Origin of the sequence: Neisseria mucosa (assembly GCF_013267835.1) — a bacterium.
Classification (GTDB): Bacteria; Pseudomonadota; Gammaproteobacteria; order Burkholderiales; family Neisseriaceae; genus Neisseria.
This window is the reverse complement of record NZ_CP053939.1, coordinates 1,083,834-1,098,748: the sequence shown is the minus strand read 5'-3', so window position 1 is coordinate 1,098,748 and position 14,915 is coordinate 1,083,834. Positions and strand designations below refer to the sequence as shown.

Annotated in this window: 17 protein-coding genes; 10 read left to right on the top strand and 7 right to left on the bottom strand. The window is 49.5% G+C overall.

Annotated features, from left to right (window positions below):
- From FOC66_RS05180 to FOC66_RS05155, 6 genes are all read left to right on the top strand, one after another.
- On the top strand, window positions 1-549 hold the full coding sequence (locus tag FOC66_RS05180) for a YqgE/AlgH family protein (protein ID WP_003747325.1): 549 nt from the start codon (window positions 1-3) through the stop codon (window positions 547-549).
- On the top strand, window positions 542-997 hold the full coding sequence (ruvX, locus tag FOC66_RS05175; RefSeq protein ID WP_003747323.1) for a Holliday junction resolvase RuvX: 456 nt from the start codon (window positions 542-544) through the stop codon (window positions 995-997). The genes FOC66_RS05180 and ruvX overlap by 8 nt, the downstream gene beginning before the upstream one ends.
- A gap of 169 nt (window positions 998-1,166) precedes the next feature.
- Entirely contained in the window at window positions 1,167-1,589 is a 423-nt protein-coding gene (locus FOC66_RS05170) for a YidB family protein (RefSeq protein WP_003747321.1), read from the top strand.
- A gap of 149 nt (window positions 1,590-1,738) precedes the next feature.
- A complete protein-coding gene (locus tag FOC66_RS05165) occupies window positions 1,739-2,287 on the top strand; it encodes a carboxymuconolactone decarboxylase family protein (protein ID WP_003747319.1) in 549 nt (182 codons plus the stop codon).
- A gap of 79 nt (window positions 2,288-2,366) precedes the next feature.
- Window positions 2,367-3,458 (top strand): acyl-CoA dehydrogenase family protein, encoded by a 1,092-nt coding sequence (locus FOC66_RS05160; RefSeq protein WP_003747317.1) that lies wholly within the window; start codon window positions 2,367-2,369, stop codon window positions 3,456-3,458.
- An 84-nt stretch (window positions 3,459-3,542) separates the two neighbouring features.
- The gene (locus FOC66_RS05155) at window positions 3,543-3,713 is read left to right on the top strand and encodes a rubredoxin (RefSeq protein ID WP_003747315.1); all 171 of its coding nucleotides are present in this window, start codon (window positions 3,543-3,545) and stop codon (window positions 3,711-3,713) included.
- Window positions 3,714-3,776: 63 nt separating this feature from the next.
- Here the strand turns inward: FOC66_RS05155 and dapC are convergent, their stop codons facing one another.
- The 4 genes from dapC to FOC66_RS05135 all read right to left on the bottom strand — a co-directional run bounded on the left by dapC (window position 3,777) and on the right by FOC66_RS05135 (window position 8,374).
- Window positions 3,777-4,964, bottom strand: a complete 1,188-nt coding sequence (gene dapC / locus FOC66_RS05150) for a succinyldiaminopimelate transaminase (RefSeq protein ID WP_003747314.1) — start codon at window positions 4,962-4,964, stop codon at window positions 3,777-3,779.
- A gap of 122 nt (window positions 4,965-5,086) precedes the next feature.
- On the bottom strand, window positions 5,087-6,259 hold the full coding sequence (locus FOC66_RS05145) for an NAD(P)H-dependent flavin oxidoreductase (protein ID WP_003747312.1): 1,173 nt from the start codon (window positions 6,257-6,259) through the stop codon (window positions 5,087-5,089).
- Window positions 6,260-6,599: 340 nt separating this feature from the next.
- Window positions 6,600-7,280: an OmpA family protein gene (locus FOC66_RS05140; RefSeq protein WP_003747310.1), complete on the bottom strand. Its 681-nt coding sequence runs from the start codon at window positions 7,278-7,280 to the stop codon at window positions 6,600-6,602.
- A 218-nt stretch (window positions 7,281-7,498) separates the two neighbouring features.
- Entirely contained in the window at window positions 7,499-8,374 is an 876-nt protein-coding gene (locus FOC66_RS05135) for a YoaK family protein (protein ID WP_003747306.1), read from the bottom strand.
- 160 nt (window positions 8,375-8,534) lie between these two features.
- Here FOC66_RS05135 and FOC66_RS05130 point away from each other — a divergent pair, with 160 nt between their 5' ends.
- The 4 genes from FOC66_RS05130 to FOC66_RS05115 all read left to right on the top strand — a co-directional run bounded on the left by FOC66_RS05130 (window position 8,535) and on the right by FOC66_RS05115 (window position 13,584).
- Window positions 8,535-8,924, top strand: a complete 390-nt coding sequence (locus FOC66_RS05130; protein ID WP_003747304.1) for a hypothetical protein — start codon at window positions 8,535-8,537, stop codon at window positions 8,922-8,924.
- Between the two features lie 123 nt (window positions 8,925-9,047).
- Complete coding sequence (ribF, locus tag FOC66_RS05125) at window positions 9,048-9,974, top strand: bifunctional riboflavin kinase/FAD synthetase (RefSeq protein ID WP_003747302.1); 927 nt, start codon at window positions 9,048-9,050, stop codon at window positions 9,972-9,974.
- Between the two features lie 138 nt (window positions 9,975-10,112).
- Entirely contained in the window at window positions 10,113-12,905 is a 2,793-nt protein-coding gene (gene ileS, locus FOC66_RS05120) for an isoleucine--tRNA ligase (protein WP_003747300.1), read from the top strand.
- Between the two features lie 304 nt (window positions 12,906-13,209).
- Window positions 13,210-13,584, top strand: a complete 375-nt coding sequence (locus FOC66_RS05115) for a DUF5071 domain-containing protein (RefSeq protein ID WP_003747298.1) — start codon at window positions 13,210-13,212, stop codon at window positions 13,582-13,584.
- Window positions 13,585-13,791: 207 nt separating this feature from the next.
- On the opposite strand, the gene FOC66_RS05110 is transcribed toward FOC66_RS05115, so the two are convergent.
- From FOC66_RS05110 to FOC66_RS05100, 3 genes are all read right to left on the bottom strand, one after another.
- The gene (locus FOC66_RS05110) at window positions 13,792-14,199 is read right to left on the bottom strand and encodes an MliC family protein (protein WP_003747296.1); all 408 of its coding nucleotides are present in this window, start codon (window positions 14,197-14,199) and stop codon (window positions 13,792-13,794) included.
- A gap of 241 nt (window positions 14,200-14,440) precedes the next feature.
- The gene (gene ykgO / locus FOC66_RS05105) at window positions 14,441-14,566 is read right to left on the bottom strand and encodes a type B 50S ribosomal protein L36 (RefSeq protein WP_003685279.1); all 126 of its coding nucleotides are present in this window, start codon (window positions 14,564-14,566) and stop codon (window positions 14,441-14,443) included.
- Window positions 14,566-14,841, bottom strand: coding sequence for a type B 50S ribosomal protein L31 (locus FOC66_RS05100; RefSeq protein ID WP_003747294.1), 276 nt, complete (start codon window positions 14,839-14,841; stop codon window positions 14,566-14,568). The genes ykgO and FOC66_RS05100 overlap by 1 nt, the downstream gene beginning before the upstream one ends.
- Window positions 14,842-14,915: the final 74 nt, after the last annotated feature.

Sequence of the window (14,915 nt, the reverse complement as noted above, 5' to 3'; positions counted from 1 at the left end):
ATGAATTTAGCCAACCATTTCCTGATTGCCATGCCTCATATGGACGATCCGTTTTTTACGGATACGGTCATTTATGTGTGCGAACACGATGAAGAAGGTGCGCTGGGCATCATCATCAACAAGCCTTCGCCGATTACCATGGACATGATTTTCGCCGCCGCCGACCGCAATATCCCGTTGCGCCTGCAACATGAAAATGTGATGATGGGCGGGCCGGTTCAGATTGAGCGCGGCTATGTTGTGCATACGCCGATCGGCAGCTGGCAAAACAGCATGGTGGTAACCGATAACGTGGCACTGACTTCTTCGCGTGATGTGATTGAAAACCTGTCTAAAGAAGGTGCGGTGGACAAGGCTTTGATCAGTATCGGTTATTCGAAATGGGGCAAAGGGCAGTTGGAGCGCGAGCTGGCAGAAAATGTTTGGCTGACTGTCCCTGCGGACGAACATATTCTGTTTGATGTCCCTTACGAACTCCGTTATGCCGCTGCTTTTGAAAAATTGGGTGTCAATCCGAACGCCTTGGTTTCAGGAGTCGGCCATGCCTGATGCACCAAAAGGTACGGTTTTGGCCTTTGATTTCGGCGAAGCGCGCATCGGCGTTGCGCAGGGCGAGGCAGAGCTGGGTATGAGCCATCCGCTGGCGACGGTAACCGGCAACAGCAACGATGAAAAATTCGAGGCCATTGCCAAGTTGGTCAAAGAATGGCAACCCAAGTATTTTGTGGTCGGCCTGCCGACGCATACCGATGGCACGGAGCATGAGCTGACCCGTTTGAGCCGCAAGTTTGGCCGCCGTTTGCACGGACGTTTTAATTTGCCGGTTTATTGGGTGGACGAAAGGATGTCTTCCCTATACGCGGAAAGCCTGCTTGCTGAAGCCCAAGTATTTGGCCGAAAACAAAAATCCGTGCTTGACCAAGTAGCGGCACAGGCGATTTTGCAAGGCTTTTTTGAAGGTGGAGCGGCCGAGTATTTCAATGGCCGCGAAGAATAGCACATGATTCATTATAGAGGCCGTCTGAAACCGGATTTCAGACGGCCTTGGTTTTGTTACGGCTTTGGGATAAAAGAGGTTTAGTTTGGTTAAGCCTGATTTTTTCCGGCATAAATTTTGCTACACTCCGCTTTCTTTTTTAGACATAAACACACACAAGGAAAAAGTCATGGCACTCATGGACAATCTTTTGAATGCGGCTACTCAAATGTTGGGCGGCAACAGTGAAAACGGCGCACAAGGTTCTCTGACCGATATGGCGATGGACTTGGTTAAACAGCAAGGCGGCGTGGGCAACCTGATCAACCAACTGCAACAAGGCGGTTTGGGTGATGCCCTGAGCAGCTGGGTGTCCAACCAATCCAGCAACCTGCCTGTATCCGGCAGCGACCTGCAAAATGCCTTGGGCAGCGATACCGTAAACCAAATCGCGCAAAAATTCGGCGTGGATGCCGGCCAGGCAGGCGATTTGTTGGCAAAAGTGTTGCCAGACTTGGTCGATAAAGCGACGCCTAACGGCACAGCTCAAGATGCGGATGGCTTCGGCTTGGACGACATCGCTTCTATGCTACTGAAAAACTTTATAAAATAATGAGTTGAATCGTTATGATAAGGCCGTCTGAATCCGTTCGGACGGCCTTATAACTTTTGGTTTACGGTAAATAACCAATTAATCTTTTTCTAACAAAAACGAATGGCTTATCATGCCCACTTCGTTTTATTACAAAAAAGGTCATAAAGATGTCACGTTTAACCATACACACAGTCGAAACCGCTCCGGAAGCCGCCAAACCACGCGTTGAAGCCGTATTGAAAAACAACGGCTTTATTCCTAACCTGATCGGCGTTTTGGCCAATGCGCCGGAGGCTTTGGCGTTTTATCAAGAAGTCGGCAAAATGAATGGTGCCAACAGCCTGACTGCCGGCGAAGTCGAAGTTATTCAAATCATTGCCGCGCGCACCAATGAATGCGGCTTCTGCGTTGCCGGCCACACTAAACTGGCAACCTTGAAAAAACTGCTTTCCGAACAATCCATTAAAGCTGCGCGCGCGTTGGCTGCAGGCGAGTTTGACGATGCCAAACTGAGTGCTTTGGCGACATTCACCCAAGCCGTTATGGCGAAAAAAGGCGCGGTATCCGACGACGAGTTGAAAGCTTTCTTCGATGCCGGTTACAACCAACAGCAAGCCGTTGAAGTCGTTATGGGCGTTGCTTTGGCAACCTTGTGCAACTACGTCAACAACCTTGCCAAAACCGAAATCAACCCTGAATTGCAGGCATTTGCCTAATCCCATCAAAGGCCGTCTGAAAATTCAGACGGCCTTTCTTAAAAGAACTTAATATCGCCAAAATATCCAGAGGAAAAAAATGACACGCGAAGCTTTACTGAACAATGTTGCCGAACTCGTTAAAAGCAAATTAAAACCATTGGTGGACGACATCGACCGCAAAGGCCTGTACCCGAAAGAATTTATGCTGGAATTGGGCAAAATCGGCGGTTTTGCCGCGACCGGTACGGTTGAAGAAGGCGGTAACGGTTTGGGTTTGGCAACGCAAATCGCCGTATTGCGCGAAATCGGTAAAGAATGCGGCGCGACTTCGTTCAGCGCATGGTGTCAGGCGGCTTGCGCGTGGTATCTGCACCAATCGCCCAACCAAGCGGTTAAAGACAAATATTTGGCCGATATTCTGCAAGGCAAAGTTTTGGCCGGTACGGGCATGTCCAATACCGTCAAACACCTTGCCGGTATCGAAAAACACAACCTGCAAGCCGAGCGCGTCGAAGGCGGCTACAAAATCAACGGCGCTTTGCCTTGGGTATCCAATATCGGCGAAGACCACATTTGGGCAAATACCGCCCAAATCGGCGACAGCTATGTGATGTTTATCACCGGCGGCCAATGGGAAGGCGTTACCCTGCAAAACTGTCCTGAGTTCTGCGGTTTGGAAGGCACGCGCACTTACAGCCTGAATTTTAAAGACGTGTTTATTCCCGATGAAGATGTGATTGCTGCGCCTGAGCAGTTCCAGTCTTATATCCCGACCATTAAAGCCGGTTTCATTCTGCTGCAAATGGGTATCGGCGCCGGTGTGATTGACGGTGCGCTCGGCATTATCCGCATGGCCAATGTGGTGAACGCAGAAGTAAACTCATACCTTGACCACAGCTACGATGAATTGAAAGCCGCTTTGGACGGCGCATGGGCGGAAACAGAACGTCTTGCCGATGATGCGTGGAACAATAAACCCGATACGCTGGCAACCTTGAAACTGCGTGAAGCGGCTGCCGTATTGGCATTGAACGCCACTCAATCTGCCGCATTGCATGCAGGCGCGAAAGGCTATCTGATGCGCAGCCCGGCACAACGCCGCGTCCGCGAGGCCATGTTCGTCGCCATCGTAACACCGGCCATCAAACACCTGCGCAAAGAAATCGCCGCTTTGGAAGCAGCGCAATAAATTCAAAATATCAACAATAAGACACACGAAAGGCCGTCTGAAAATACGGTTTCAGACGGCCTTTAAAAATGGAAGGAACACCAAATGGCTCAATATATGTGCGGCCCTTGCGGCTGGATTTACGATGAAGATGTCGGTGACCCCGAACACGGCCTGCCGGCAGGCACCAAGTTCGAAGACATCCCCGACGACTGGAAATGCCCTGAATGCGGCGTAGGTAAAGAAGATTTCTACCTTCTGGACTTCACCATATAAATTATCCGATTATTTAATAAAAAGGCCGTCTGAAGTTTCAGACGGCCTTTGCTTGCTTAATCGTCAGCGGTAGAGCGAAACAATGGTTTCAGCCGCTTTGACACAGCTTTCCACGTCGGCAACCAAAGCAATGCGGACGTAGCCTTCGCCCGGATTGCCTTGCTCGGTATCGCGGGCGAGGAAGCGGCCGGGCAACACTTGGATGGCGGCTTTCTGCCACAGGTTGCGCGTGAATGCCAAGTCGTCGCCGTCGGGAACTTTCAGCCAAATGTAGAACGATGCGTCAGGCAGTTTGACATCGAATACCTGTTGCAAAATCGGAATGACGCGGTCGAATTTTTCTTGGTAGAGGCGGCGGTTGGCAATGACGTGTTCTTCGTCGTTCCAAGCGGCAATGCTGGCGCGTTGGACAGGAATGCTCATCGCGCTGCCATGGTAGGTTCGGTAGAGCAGGAAGTTTTTGAGCAACTCGGCATCGCCTGCGACAAAGCCGGAACGCAAACCGGGGACGTTGGAGCGTTTGGACAGGCTGGTGAACATAATAATGTTGTGCGTGCCGCGACCTAATTGCGCCGCAGCCTGCAAGCCGCCGATCGGTTTGTTGTCGTCAAAATAAATTTCGGAATAGCATTCGTCAGAGGCAATAACGAAGCCGTATTTGTCTTGCAAATCAAAAATTTCTTTCCAGTCTTCTAATTGCAGGACGCTGCCGCTCGGGTTGTTGGGCGAGCAGACAATCAGGACTTTGGTGCGCCGCCATACGTCTTCGGGCAGGCTGCTCCAATCGGGGTTGAAGCTGGGTGCCGGGCAGTTGGCAAAATGGATTTCGCCGCCGCCCAATATAGTCGCGCCTTCGTAAATTTGATAGAACGGATTAGGGCTGATAACGACCGGTTTAGGGCCGTCTGAAGCCGGATTCAAAACGGTTTGGATGAAGGAGAACAATGCTTCCCGGCTGCCCAAGACGGGCAGAATTTCATTGTCGGGATTGAGGCTCAAACCATCATAACGGCGGGCAACCCATTCGGCGCAGGCTTGGCGCAGTTCGGGCAGGCCTGCGGTCAGCGGATATTTTTCCAGTTCGTGCAGGGAGGCGGTCAGCGCGTCGGTGATGACTTTGGGCGTCGGGTGTTTCGGCTCGCCGATTTGCAGATGGATGGGCGTTATGCCTGCAGGTGCGTCAATGCCTTGCATGGCTTCACGCAAGCGGGCGAAAGGATAGGGTTTGAGGTGGTTCAATAATGGATTCATGATGTTTCTGCTGGATAAATTCAGGCGATAATCTTAGCATTTTTTAGATGGATTGGGACAAAAAGGCCGTCTGAAAACAGGGTTTGAATGTTTTTCAGACGGCCTTTTGAGTGTTGACGCGTTTATTTGGCAGGGACGGCAGGCAAGGAACCGTTTAAGAGATATTGAATGGTTTCTTGAACCGTACGGATGGCATTGCCAAAAGGCAGCGGGTCTTTACCGCGGAAAAACAGGCCTTTATCGACTTCGCCGCGGAATGCGGCGGAAAGTTGGATATCGATACAGAATTGACCGGCTTTGGCCAAACCGTCACGCAGGCCGCAGCTGGTCAGGCAGTTCAGGCCTTGGGTGCAACGGCGCGGATCGTTTTTGGCGTTGGCTTGCAATTTGGCTTCGCGTTTGATGTAGCTATCCAGGAATTTGGTGCGCACGCCGCGTGCAGGCAAACCGGCGACAGACATGAATTCAACCACTTTTTCGGTTTCTGCACCGGCCAGGGTTTTTTTGAAGTTGATGTGGGCATCGCCTTCTTCGGTTACGGCAAATGCGGTACCGATTTGGACGGCGGATGCGCCCCAGTTTTTCAAGGCTGTTTTGACTTTTTCAAAGTTTGCCATACCGCCGGCGAGTACCAACGGGATTTTTTCGCTTTCCAAGCCCAAGTTTTTGAATACTTCAAATGTTTCTTCAATAACGCGTTTGAACTCGAATTTGGCATCGTTCACGCCGTCAACGGTTGCCGCACCCAAGTGGCCGGCTGCATGGGCTGGGTGTTCGATAACGATGGCATCAGGCAAGATGCCTTTTTTCATCCAACGTTTCAAAACGATATTGATACCGCGTGACTCGGACAAAATAGGGAAAAGGGCAACATCTTTGTGGTAGCCCTCTGCCATTTCAGGCAGATCCAAAGGCAAACCCGCGCCCATCACAATCGCGTCTGCGCCGGATTCGCAGGCCTGACGGACGTAGGCGGCATGGTCTTTTACGGCTTTCATGACGTTGACGGCAATCATGCCTTTGCCTTCTGAATCGGCTTTGGCTTTTTTGATTTCGCGGTCAAGCGCGATGCAGTTGAGGCGGGTGTATTTTTCTTCGCTGGAATTGATTTTCGATTCGGCCAGCAAATCTTCATGCAAGTGGCGCAAATCGACGCTGGCGATGGTACCCACGCCGTTTTCGCGTGCAACTGCGCTGGAGAGTTTTGATGCGGAAACGCCTACACCCATGCCGCCCTGTACGACGGGAATCAGTGATTTGTCACGGATAATCAATGGGTCAAAGTTGTTTTGCATGAATGCTCCTTCATAGATTCTGGATGGTGCCGTCTGAAATCCTATGAAATGGATTGGATAACGGACTGATGTGTATATAAATAAGTGTGTTTTTCGCCGCCGTTTTTCAGACGGCATGAGGCGTGTTTTTAAAATTTTAGGAATTATACTCTAAGTTAGTGTAAAAATTAGAGTATTAATACAGTTTTTTTAAAGAAAAAATTGAAAAGTCTTGTTAATAAAGGAATAAATTTTATGATGGATTGGATTGAGGAGGAGAAATTGCAAACAAAATCTACAAAGAAAAAGGCCGTCTGAAATTTCAGACGGCCTTAAGTATGGGAATCAGACAGATGTCGGATTACATTTGTTTTTTAGCGGCATCAATGGCGCGTTGGTCAGGGTTGATCAAGATTTCAACGCGGCGGTTTTGTGCGCGGCCTTCAACAGTGGCGTTGGAAGCGATGGGTTGACGGGAACCGTAACCGAAAGTGCTCAAACGGGTGCTGCTTACGCCGCGGGATTGCAGGAAGGTGGCAACAGATTCGGCGCGGTTGCGAGACAATGGCTCGTTGATGGCGTCGTTACCGGTATTGTCGGTATGGCCGTTGATGGTCAAAGTCGTATCAGGATATTGAACCAAAGTTTGTGCAGCCGCAGACAAGGCGCTTTGAGCTTGGCCGCTCAAGGCAGCGCTGCCAGTAGCGAAGGTTACGTTTTCAGGCATAACCAGTTTGATTTGGTTGCCTTGACGTTCAACTTCGATGTTGGTATTGGCCAGGCTTTGACGCAGTTTTTTCTCTTGGTAGTCCATGTAACCGCCGATACCGGCACCTACTGCACCACAAGCCAATGCAGAGTTACGCGCGCCTTTGCCGCCGTGGGTCAGCGCACCGACGATGCCGCAAACAGCCGCACCGCCCAAGCCGTACATGGCGGTTTTGCTGGCGGATTGTTGGCCGGTAACAGGATCGGTCACACAGCCGGTGAGCGCCAAAGGAATCGCAGTGGCAATAACGGTCAGGGGTTTCAAGAATTTCATGTCGTATCCTCTTTTTAGATGACGGCTCGGGCCGTCTGAAAAAAATGAATAAAAACCGCGTGGGTCATTACGGATTTATGATACCCAATATCCGAAACGCAAAAGAATGGGTTTAACCCGATATTACGAAAATATTTGCCAGTTAACATAATTCTGAAGCATTTCTGCATTTTTCTGGCAGCTTGGCCGTTTTGTCGTGAAATAACAAGCAAAGTTTTTTACAGTTTCTTCCGTTTTTTCTGCTTGCGGCGATACCAGTTGACGAATGCCCATTTCAATCTGACTTTGACGTCGTATCCCACCGAACCTGCACCCAGTATGAGCAAAACGGCGGAAACGGGCAGGGCGAAATGATGGCCGACCAGATGATAACCCCATGCGCCAACCACGCCGCCCAGCAAAAACGACAGCATCAAGCCGCTTAAAAGCCACATTTTCGGTTTGTTGACGCGGACGTGTGGTAGGCGCGGATGATGCTGTTTGGAGTAATAAAGCGCGCGTGAGATTTCAATGCCCAAGTCGGTCGCCGTGCCGGTCATGTGGGTGGAACGGATGGCGCCGCCGGAAAGAAGCGTGATAACCGTATTGTGCATACCCATAATAAAACACAATAAAAACAATGCCAAAGACGGCATAATAAAATCAGAGCCGCCAAAATCCCACTCCATCGCAGCAATACCAAACCAACCGAATATCAACAGATAAACTGCTTCCAGCCACATGGAAAACCCAAAGCTGCCACGGAAACGCATCTGCTGCGTCCATAAAATCACCCAACCCGAATGCGCGGCACCGGCAACAAAACACAACACGCTGATGAAAGTCACCGCGGCAGACCACCAGTCTTGGAGATACAGTACATCAGCCAAAAGAGACATGGAGCCGGTTACGTGGGAAATATAGCGCGCAAAAGCAAAGAATCCCCCTGCATTAATCGCACCGGCAAGAAAGGCCATGATGTAGCCCAGCCGTCTGAAACGGGCATCGGAAATATTGTGTTCGTGCAGATATGGGCGATCCGCCTGCCAAAACGGCGGCGTGTGTTGCCTGTGGTGGCGCAATCGGTAGGAGTGGGGCGGTTTGTCAGCGTTCATTGAGTGGGTTTGGAGTTAAACATTCATACAGGGTGTATTTTATATGCAACTGTCTGCCGATAAGAACAAATAATCTAAAGTGTTCCCAAGTTGCCACACTTGCCCATTACACAATGAGGGCGTACATTAATAGAAAGATATAAACATAAGGAAACATCCGATGAATCCTCTCCGTCTGACCTTATTGTTTTGCGCCGTTGCATTGCTGGCCGCCTGCGCCACCACGCCCGAGCAAAAAGCCGCACGCGCCCAAGCGCAGAAACGCTATGAGCAGGATCTTCAAGTCAATCTTGCCGCACAATGCGATCAGGAAACAGCCGCGCTGATCCGCCGCAAATTTGACGAAGAAGGCAAACCCGGTGTGGCAACCGCGGAACAAAAAGCCTTCCGCCTCAAATATATCGACAAAGTTTCCGACCCGATGTTCCAAGCCTGCTACAAAATGGCATGGCAAAACTATATTTCCCAAGAACAGCTGCGCGAAGCCCGCTACTATCGCTATTACGACGATTGGGGTTATCCGTTTGGCCGTTATCCTTGGTGGTGGTAAAGCATTAACAAACCTCAGGGCCGTCTGAAAGCATATATTTATTGGTTTCAGACGGCCTAAGGTTTATTGAAACGGCAATAACGTTTACAATAGCCGCCTATTCAAACACACTACCCACCACCCATGAACATCTGGCTTGGACAGCGACACCCGCCCCAATTTCCGCAAGGAGCCGCCGTAACCATCGGCAACTTCGACGGTGTACACCTCGGGCACAAACATATCCTGCAAAAACTCAAACGAGAGGCAGACCGGCGCGGTCTGCCTGTTGTTGTTGTTATTTTTGAGCCTCAGCCCAAAGAGTTTTTTGCGCGTAAAGCCGGGAAAAAGCTGCCTTACCGCATTAGTCCGCTGCGTACCAAACTGCGCCTTTTGCGTGAAACCGGCTGCGTGGATGCCGTTTGGGTTTTGCGCTTTAACCAAACTTTCTCCGAGATGAGCGCACAAGCGTTTATCGACCGGCTTTTGCGAAAAACGCTCAATACGCGTTATCTGCTGATTGGCGATGATTTCCGTTTCGGTGCGGGTCGGGAAGGCTGTTTCGAACTTTTGGCACAACAGCCCGATATGCAAACCGAGTGCACACCGTCCGTTATCGTTGAAGACATCCGCACCAGCAGTACCGCCGTCCGCCAAGCCCTTTCAGACGGCAAGTTGGAATACGCCAAAAAACTGTTGGGGCACGATTACGTGTTAAGCGGCAAGGTCAAGCACGGGCAAAAGCTCGGCCGCACCATCAACGCGCCTACTGCCAACGTCCAGCTTCCCCCGTATCATTATGCGCTAAGCGGCGTATTTGTCGTCGAAGCTGACGGCGCATTCGGTACGCGCCGAGGCGTGGCCAGCTTTGGTTTTAACCCCACTGTCAGCAACAACCGCTCGCAAAAGTTGGAAGTCCACCTGTTCGATTTCAGCGGCGATTTGTACGGACAACGCATCTTCGTCCGCTTCCTGCACAAACTGCGAGACGAGAAAAAATTTGAAAGTATCGAAGCATTGAAAACCCAAATTTTGCAAGATATGGAAGATGCAAAGGTTTGGAAACCATAGAAACGCTTCTATACGCTTATAAAATCAAGACAATTGGGCTACAATAAGTCCTTTGAATTCTTTCAGACGGCCTGTTCTTTTCAAAATGAGCAATCAGGCCGTCTGAAACCGAAATACCGCAACAATAGAGATCAAAAAATGACCGATTACAGTAAAACCGTAAACCTGCTTGAGAGCCCGTTTCCAATGCGAGGCAATCTTGCCAAGCGCGAGCCTGCATGGCTGAAAAGCTGGTACGAGCAAAAACGCTACCAAAAACTGCGCGAAATCGCCAAAGGCCGTCCGAAATTCATTCTGCACGACGGTCCTCCGTATGCCAACGGCGACATCCACATCGGTCATGCCGTCAATAAAATCCTCAAAGACATCATTATCCGCAGCAAAACCCAAGCCGGTTTTGACGCGCCTTATGTACCGGGTTGGGACTGCCACGGTTTGCCTATCGAAGTGATGGTAGAAAAACTGCACGGCAAAGACATGCCTAAAGCGCGCTTCCGCGAATTGTGCCGCGAATATGCCTCCGAACAGATTGCCCGCCAGAAAAAAGACTTTATCCGCTTGGGCGTGTTGGGCGACTGGGACAATCCTTACCTGACCATGGATTTCAAAACCGAAGCTGATACCGTGCGTATGCTAGGTGAAATCTACAAGTCCGGCTATCTCTACCGCGGTGCGAAACCGGTTCAATTCTGCTTGGACTGCGGCTCTTCATTGGCCGAAGCCGAAGTGGAATATAAAGACAAAGTATCGCCTGCGATTGACGTTGCCTATCCGTTTAAAGACACTGCCGCGCTTGCCGCCGCATTCGGCTTGGCAGGCATCGAAGGCAAAGCGTTTGCCGTTATCTGGACAACCACGCCTTGGACTTTGCCTGCGAGCCAAGCTGTTTCAGCTGGCGCAGACGTGGTGTATCAACTGATTGATACGCCTAAAGGCAAATTGGTATTGGCCAAAGATTTGGCAGAAGACGCGCTTAAACGTTACGGCTTCACTTCAGACGACCTGAAAGTATTGGCAGAAACCACAGGCGACAAGCTGGAAAACCTGCATATGAACCATCCGTTCCTCGAACGCGATATTCTCATGCTCAACGGCGACCACGTTACTACCGATGCCGGTACCGGTTTGGTGCATACTGCGCCTGCGCACGGTTTGGAAGACTATGCCGTCTGCAATAAATACGGCATCGAACTTTACAACCCTGTAAATGCCGAAGGCAAATACATCAGCGAAACGCCGCGTGTTGCCGGCATGAGCGTTTGGGAAGCTAATCCCGTTATCCTGCAATGGTTGGAAGAAACCGGCAACCTCTTGGCAAGCAGCAAAATCGAACACAGCTATGCACACTGCTGGCGGCACAAAACTCCGTTGATTTACCGTGCAACCGGCCAATGGTTTGTCGGTATGGACAAAGCCGGAAACGACGGTAAAACCCTGCGCGATAAAGCCATCAAAGCCGTGGACGACACCGAGTTCTTCCCGTCTTGGGGTCGCGCACGCCTCGAAGCCATGATCGAAGGCCGCCCCGACTGGGTCGTTTCGCGCCAACGCTACTGGGGCACGCCAATGACCTTCTTCGTCCACAAAGAAACGGGCGAGCTGCATCCGAATTCCGCCGAGCTTTTGGAAAAAATTGCCCTGAAAATCGAAGAAAAAGGCATCGAGGCATGGTTCTCACTCGATAAAAGCGAATTGTTGAGCGCGGAAGATTGCGAAAACTACGACAAACTTTCCGACACGATGGACGTATGGTTCGACTCCGGCTCGACCCATTACTCCGTCTTGAAACAGCGCGAAGAATTGGACTGGCCCGCCGACCTCTACCTCGAAGGCAGCGACCAACACCGCGGCTGGTTCCAATCGTCTATGTTGACCGGTTGCGCCTCATCCATGGGGCGCGCGCCGTACAAACAGCTGCTGACCCACGGTTTCGTGGTTGACCAAAACGGTCGCAAAATGTCGAAATCTATCCGCAACGTCGTCGCGCCGCAAGAAGTGTATAACGAGTTCGGCGCGGACATTTTGCGCCTGTGGGCGGCATCCACCGATTACAGCGGCGAATTGTCGATTTCCAAAGAAATCCTCAAACGTGTAACTGAAAGCTACCGCCGTATCCGCAACACCTTGAGCTTCCTGTTTGCCAACCTCAGCGACTTCAATCCTATTGAAGATGCCGTGCAACAGGCAGACATGGTGGAAATCGACCGCTATGCCTTGGTATTGGCACGTCAGCTGCAAGAGCGTCTGGCAGGCGACTTTTATCCTCGCTACGCCTTCCACTTTGCTGTAAAAGACATTGTTTCTTTCTGCTCGGAGGATTTAGGCGCGTTCTACCTCGACATCCTGAAAGACCGCCTCTACACCACCAAAGCCGACAGCCACGCCCGCCGCAGCGCGCAAACCGCCCTGTACCATATCACGCGTAGCTTGGTTCTCTTGATTGCACCGATTTTGTGCTTCACCGGCGAAGAAGCGTGGGACATCATCGGCGGCGGAGAAGAAGACAGCGTCCTCTTCCACACCTGGCACGAATTCCCGCCCATCAACGAAAAAGCCGAAACCGAACTGGTGAAAAAATGGACGGCAATCCGCGAAGCCCGCGAAGCCGTAACCGCCGCCATCGAGCCTTTGCGTACAGACAAAACCGTTGGTTCTTCATTGCAAGCAGAAGCCGAAATTACGGCTCCGGAAGAAATTGCCGACTATCTGAACACTTTGGGCGAAGAATTACGTTTTGCTTTGCTGGTGTCTAAAGTCGAAGTGAAAGTAGGCGATGAACTTACCGTTACCGCCAAAGCCAGCGACGGCGAAAAATGCGAACGCTGCTGGCACTATACCCACGATGTGGGCGCAGTTGCAGGCCATGAAACCATCTGTAAACGTTGTGCCGACAACGTTGACGGTAAAGGCGAAGACAGACATTACGCTTAATTGTTTGGTCTAAGATAAAGGCCGTCTGAAAACTTTGGAAATAGGTTTTCAGACGGCCTTTGTTTATTGAATCTGTTTCGTATAGCGAATAGATTTTGAAAGAGAATTGGGATTTGTGATTTAGGTAAAATGCAGGATAGGGTTTCAAGTTATTGCAGGGTAGGAGTTTAATTGCACAAAATAACTCTTACTTCAGAGAAAATTTGTTGAGGATACAGGAATTACGAATAATCATTTGTCTAGAATTGAGATCAATCATTACAATTCTGTATTCGTAAGTCTTAATAAAACAATGAGGTATCATATGCGCCCTAAAGATAAGTTTGACATCAAGGCTTGCAAAAAAATTAAGGACTGTAACGATGAGGAATTAATTGAGATGGGGGAGTGGCTCTCAGGTTGGTTGGGAGATGCCAACTTTCCTGTTTTTAATGAAATTGTCGAAATCTTTGTAGAACGACAAGATACATTACTTCCATTCGTTTCAAATATTTTTTACTCAAATGATAGTATATGCATTTATTGGGTTTTACTTGAACTTTATCCAAAATTATCCTATCAAAACCAAGTAGCCTTAGCTATTGATTTGGAACATTGTCTTCATAATATTTCAGAAAAATTAACTTCGGATGAAGATGATGAAAACCTTAAAGAAATCTTGGAAAAAGTTTTAAATTAAGTTAGATACATATTTAATGATTTTGAAATAATGTTTTGTCGGAGAAGGTGCCTTTCAAAGGGTCTTACTTATTCGATGTATTTTGAACCTTCAAATAGCCTCATATTTACATTTTTATCCTTAAACGAACTTTCGTTTTATCCGATATAAAAAGCCGTCTGAAAAAGTTTTCAGACGGCTTTTAGCTATTCTATTGCTAAGTAGAAATTAGCGGGCAGAGCAAGAAGTTTCTACTTTGTTGCCGTATGGGTCAGTGAAGCCGAAGAATGCTTCGCTGCCTTTTTGATGCCATTCGGCACCTTTGCCGAACAAGCCTTGGTTGGCAACATAGCGTTCGCCTGAACCTGCAACGGCAGAAGACAGAGTGGCAACTTTGTCGTCAAGGCGCAATTCAACTTGATCGGTGCTCAAGTTGCGGATTTGTACAGACAGGCCGTTTTCGCAGCTGAATGATTGAACACGGGCATCATGATGTTGGTGGTCGTGTTCGTGTACACGGCCGTGGTCATGATTGTGCTCGTGACGGTGACCATGGTCATGTTGATGGGCTTCGGGTGCGGCGCAGGCAGCGAGGCTCATGGCGGCGGCAATTGCAAGCAGGGCTTTTACTTTCATTTTTGACTCCTATGGTCAGTGTTGAAGGGAGGATGTAGCGGCATGTTATAAATATCTTCATGGCTTCACAATAGGGATAACCATTATTTACTTTTTCTTCCTGTTTTTGGGAGTATGGCAGGATTCATTGTAGTTTTGATATGAATGATTAATGCCGTTTGAAAAAAAGCCGCACTTGCGCTAGAGGTAAACGAAAGTGCGGAAAATTCAGAGAGTTACATTGAAATATGGGTTGGGCCGCTTAACGCTGGCGTGCTTTAAAGCGTGGGTTGCTCTTGCAAATAACGTACACTTTGCCTTTTCGGCGGACAATTTGACAGTCGCGGTGTCGTTTTTTTGCAGTTTTCAGGGAGGAGAGAACTTGCATCATTTATCCTTTCTGAAGGAAGACATCATGGATTGGTAACGTTGGTTGAACTTGCTGGCGCGGCCTTCGATATTGACATTGCGTTGTTTGCCTGTGTACACGGGGTGGGACGCGGAAGAAGTATCAAGCGAAAAGAGGGGATATTCTATGCCATCTTTCCAAACCATGGTTTTGCCGTGGGTATTGGCACATGAACGGATGAGCCATCCTTGGTCTGCGCCACTGTCGTAAAACAGGACGGTACGATAGTTGTCCGGGTGGATATCGGGTTTCATTTCTTTCTCCAGTAAATGTTATGGTATAACATTATACTCCTAGAAAAAGAGCAGGCAAGTGTTTTTTGTTTTTC

Bases quoted from the DNA above. Each gene is read 5' to 3' on its own strand.
- FOC66_RS05160 (WP_003747317.1), top strand. From the start codon at position 2,367: ATGACACGCGAAGCTTTACTGAACAATGTTGCCGAACTCGTTAAAAGC.
- FOC66_RS05100 (WP_003747294.1), bottom strand. From the start codon at position 14,841: ATGAAACCCGATATCCACCCGGACAACTATCGTACCGTCCTGTTTTAC.
- FOC66_RS05145 (WP_003747312.1), bottom strand. From the start codon at position 6,259: ATGCAAAACAACTTTGACCCATTGATTATCCGTGACAAATCACTGATT.
- FOC66_RS05170 (WP_003747321.1), top strand. From the start codon at position 1,167: ATGGCACTCATGGACAATCTTTTGAATGCGGCTACTCAAATGTTGGGC.
- FOC66_RS05115 (WP_003747298.1), top strand. From the start codon at position 13,210: ATGCGCCCTAAAGATAAGTTTGACATCAAGGCTTGCAAAAAAATTAAG.
- ribF (WP_003747302.1), top strand. From the start codon at position 9,048: ATGAACATCTGGCTTGGACAGCGACACCCGCCCCAATTTCCGCAAGGA.
- ileS (WP_003747300.1), top strand. From the start codon at position 10,113: ATGACCGATTACAGTAAAACCGTAAACCTGCTTGAGAGCCCGTTTCCA.
- FOC66_RS05130 (WP_003747304.1), top strand. From the start codon at position 8,535: ATGAATCCTCTCCGTCTGACCTTATTGTTTTGCGCCGTTGCATTGCTG.
- dapC (WP_003747314.1), bottom strand. From the start codon at position 4,964: ATGAATCCATTATTGAACCACCTCAAACCCTATCCTTTCGCCCGCTTG.
- ykgO (WP_003685279.1), bottom strand. From the start codon at position 14,566: ATGCAAGTTCTCTCCTCCCTGAAAACTGCAAAAAAACGACACCGCGAC.
- ruvX (WP_003747323.1), top strand. From the start codon at position 542: ATGCCTGATGCACCAAAAGGTACGGTTTTGGCCTTTGATTTCGGCGAA.
- FOC66_RS05155 (WP_003747315.1), top strand. From the start codon at position 3,543: ATGGCTCAATATATGTGCGGCCCTTGCGGCTGGATTTACGATGAAGAT.
- FOC66_RS05140 (WP_003747310.1), bottom strand. From the start codon at position 7,280: ATGAAATTCTTGAAACCCCTGACCGTTATTGCCACTGCGATTCCTTTG.
- FOC66_RS05165 (WP_003747319.1), top strand. From the start codon at position 1,739: ATGTCACGTTTAACCATACACACAGTCGAAACCGCTCCGGAAGCCGCC.
- FOC66_RS05180 (WP_003747325.1), top strand. From the start codon at position 1: ATGAATTTAGCCAACCATTTCCTGATTGCCATGCCTCATATGGACGAT.
- FOC66_RS05135 (WP_003747306.1), bottom strand. From the start codon at position 8,374: ATGAACGCTGACAAACCGCCCCACTCCTACCGATTGCGCCACCACAGG.
- FOC66_RS05110 (WP_003747296.1), bottom strand. From the start codon at position 14,199: ATGAAAGTAAAAGCCCTGCTTGCAATTGCCGCCGCCATGAGCCTCGCT.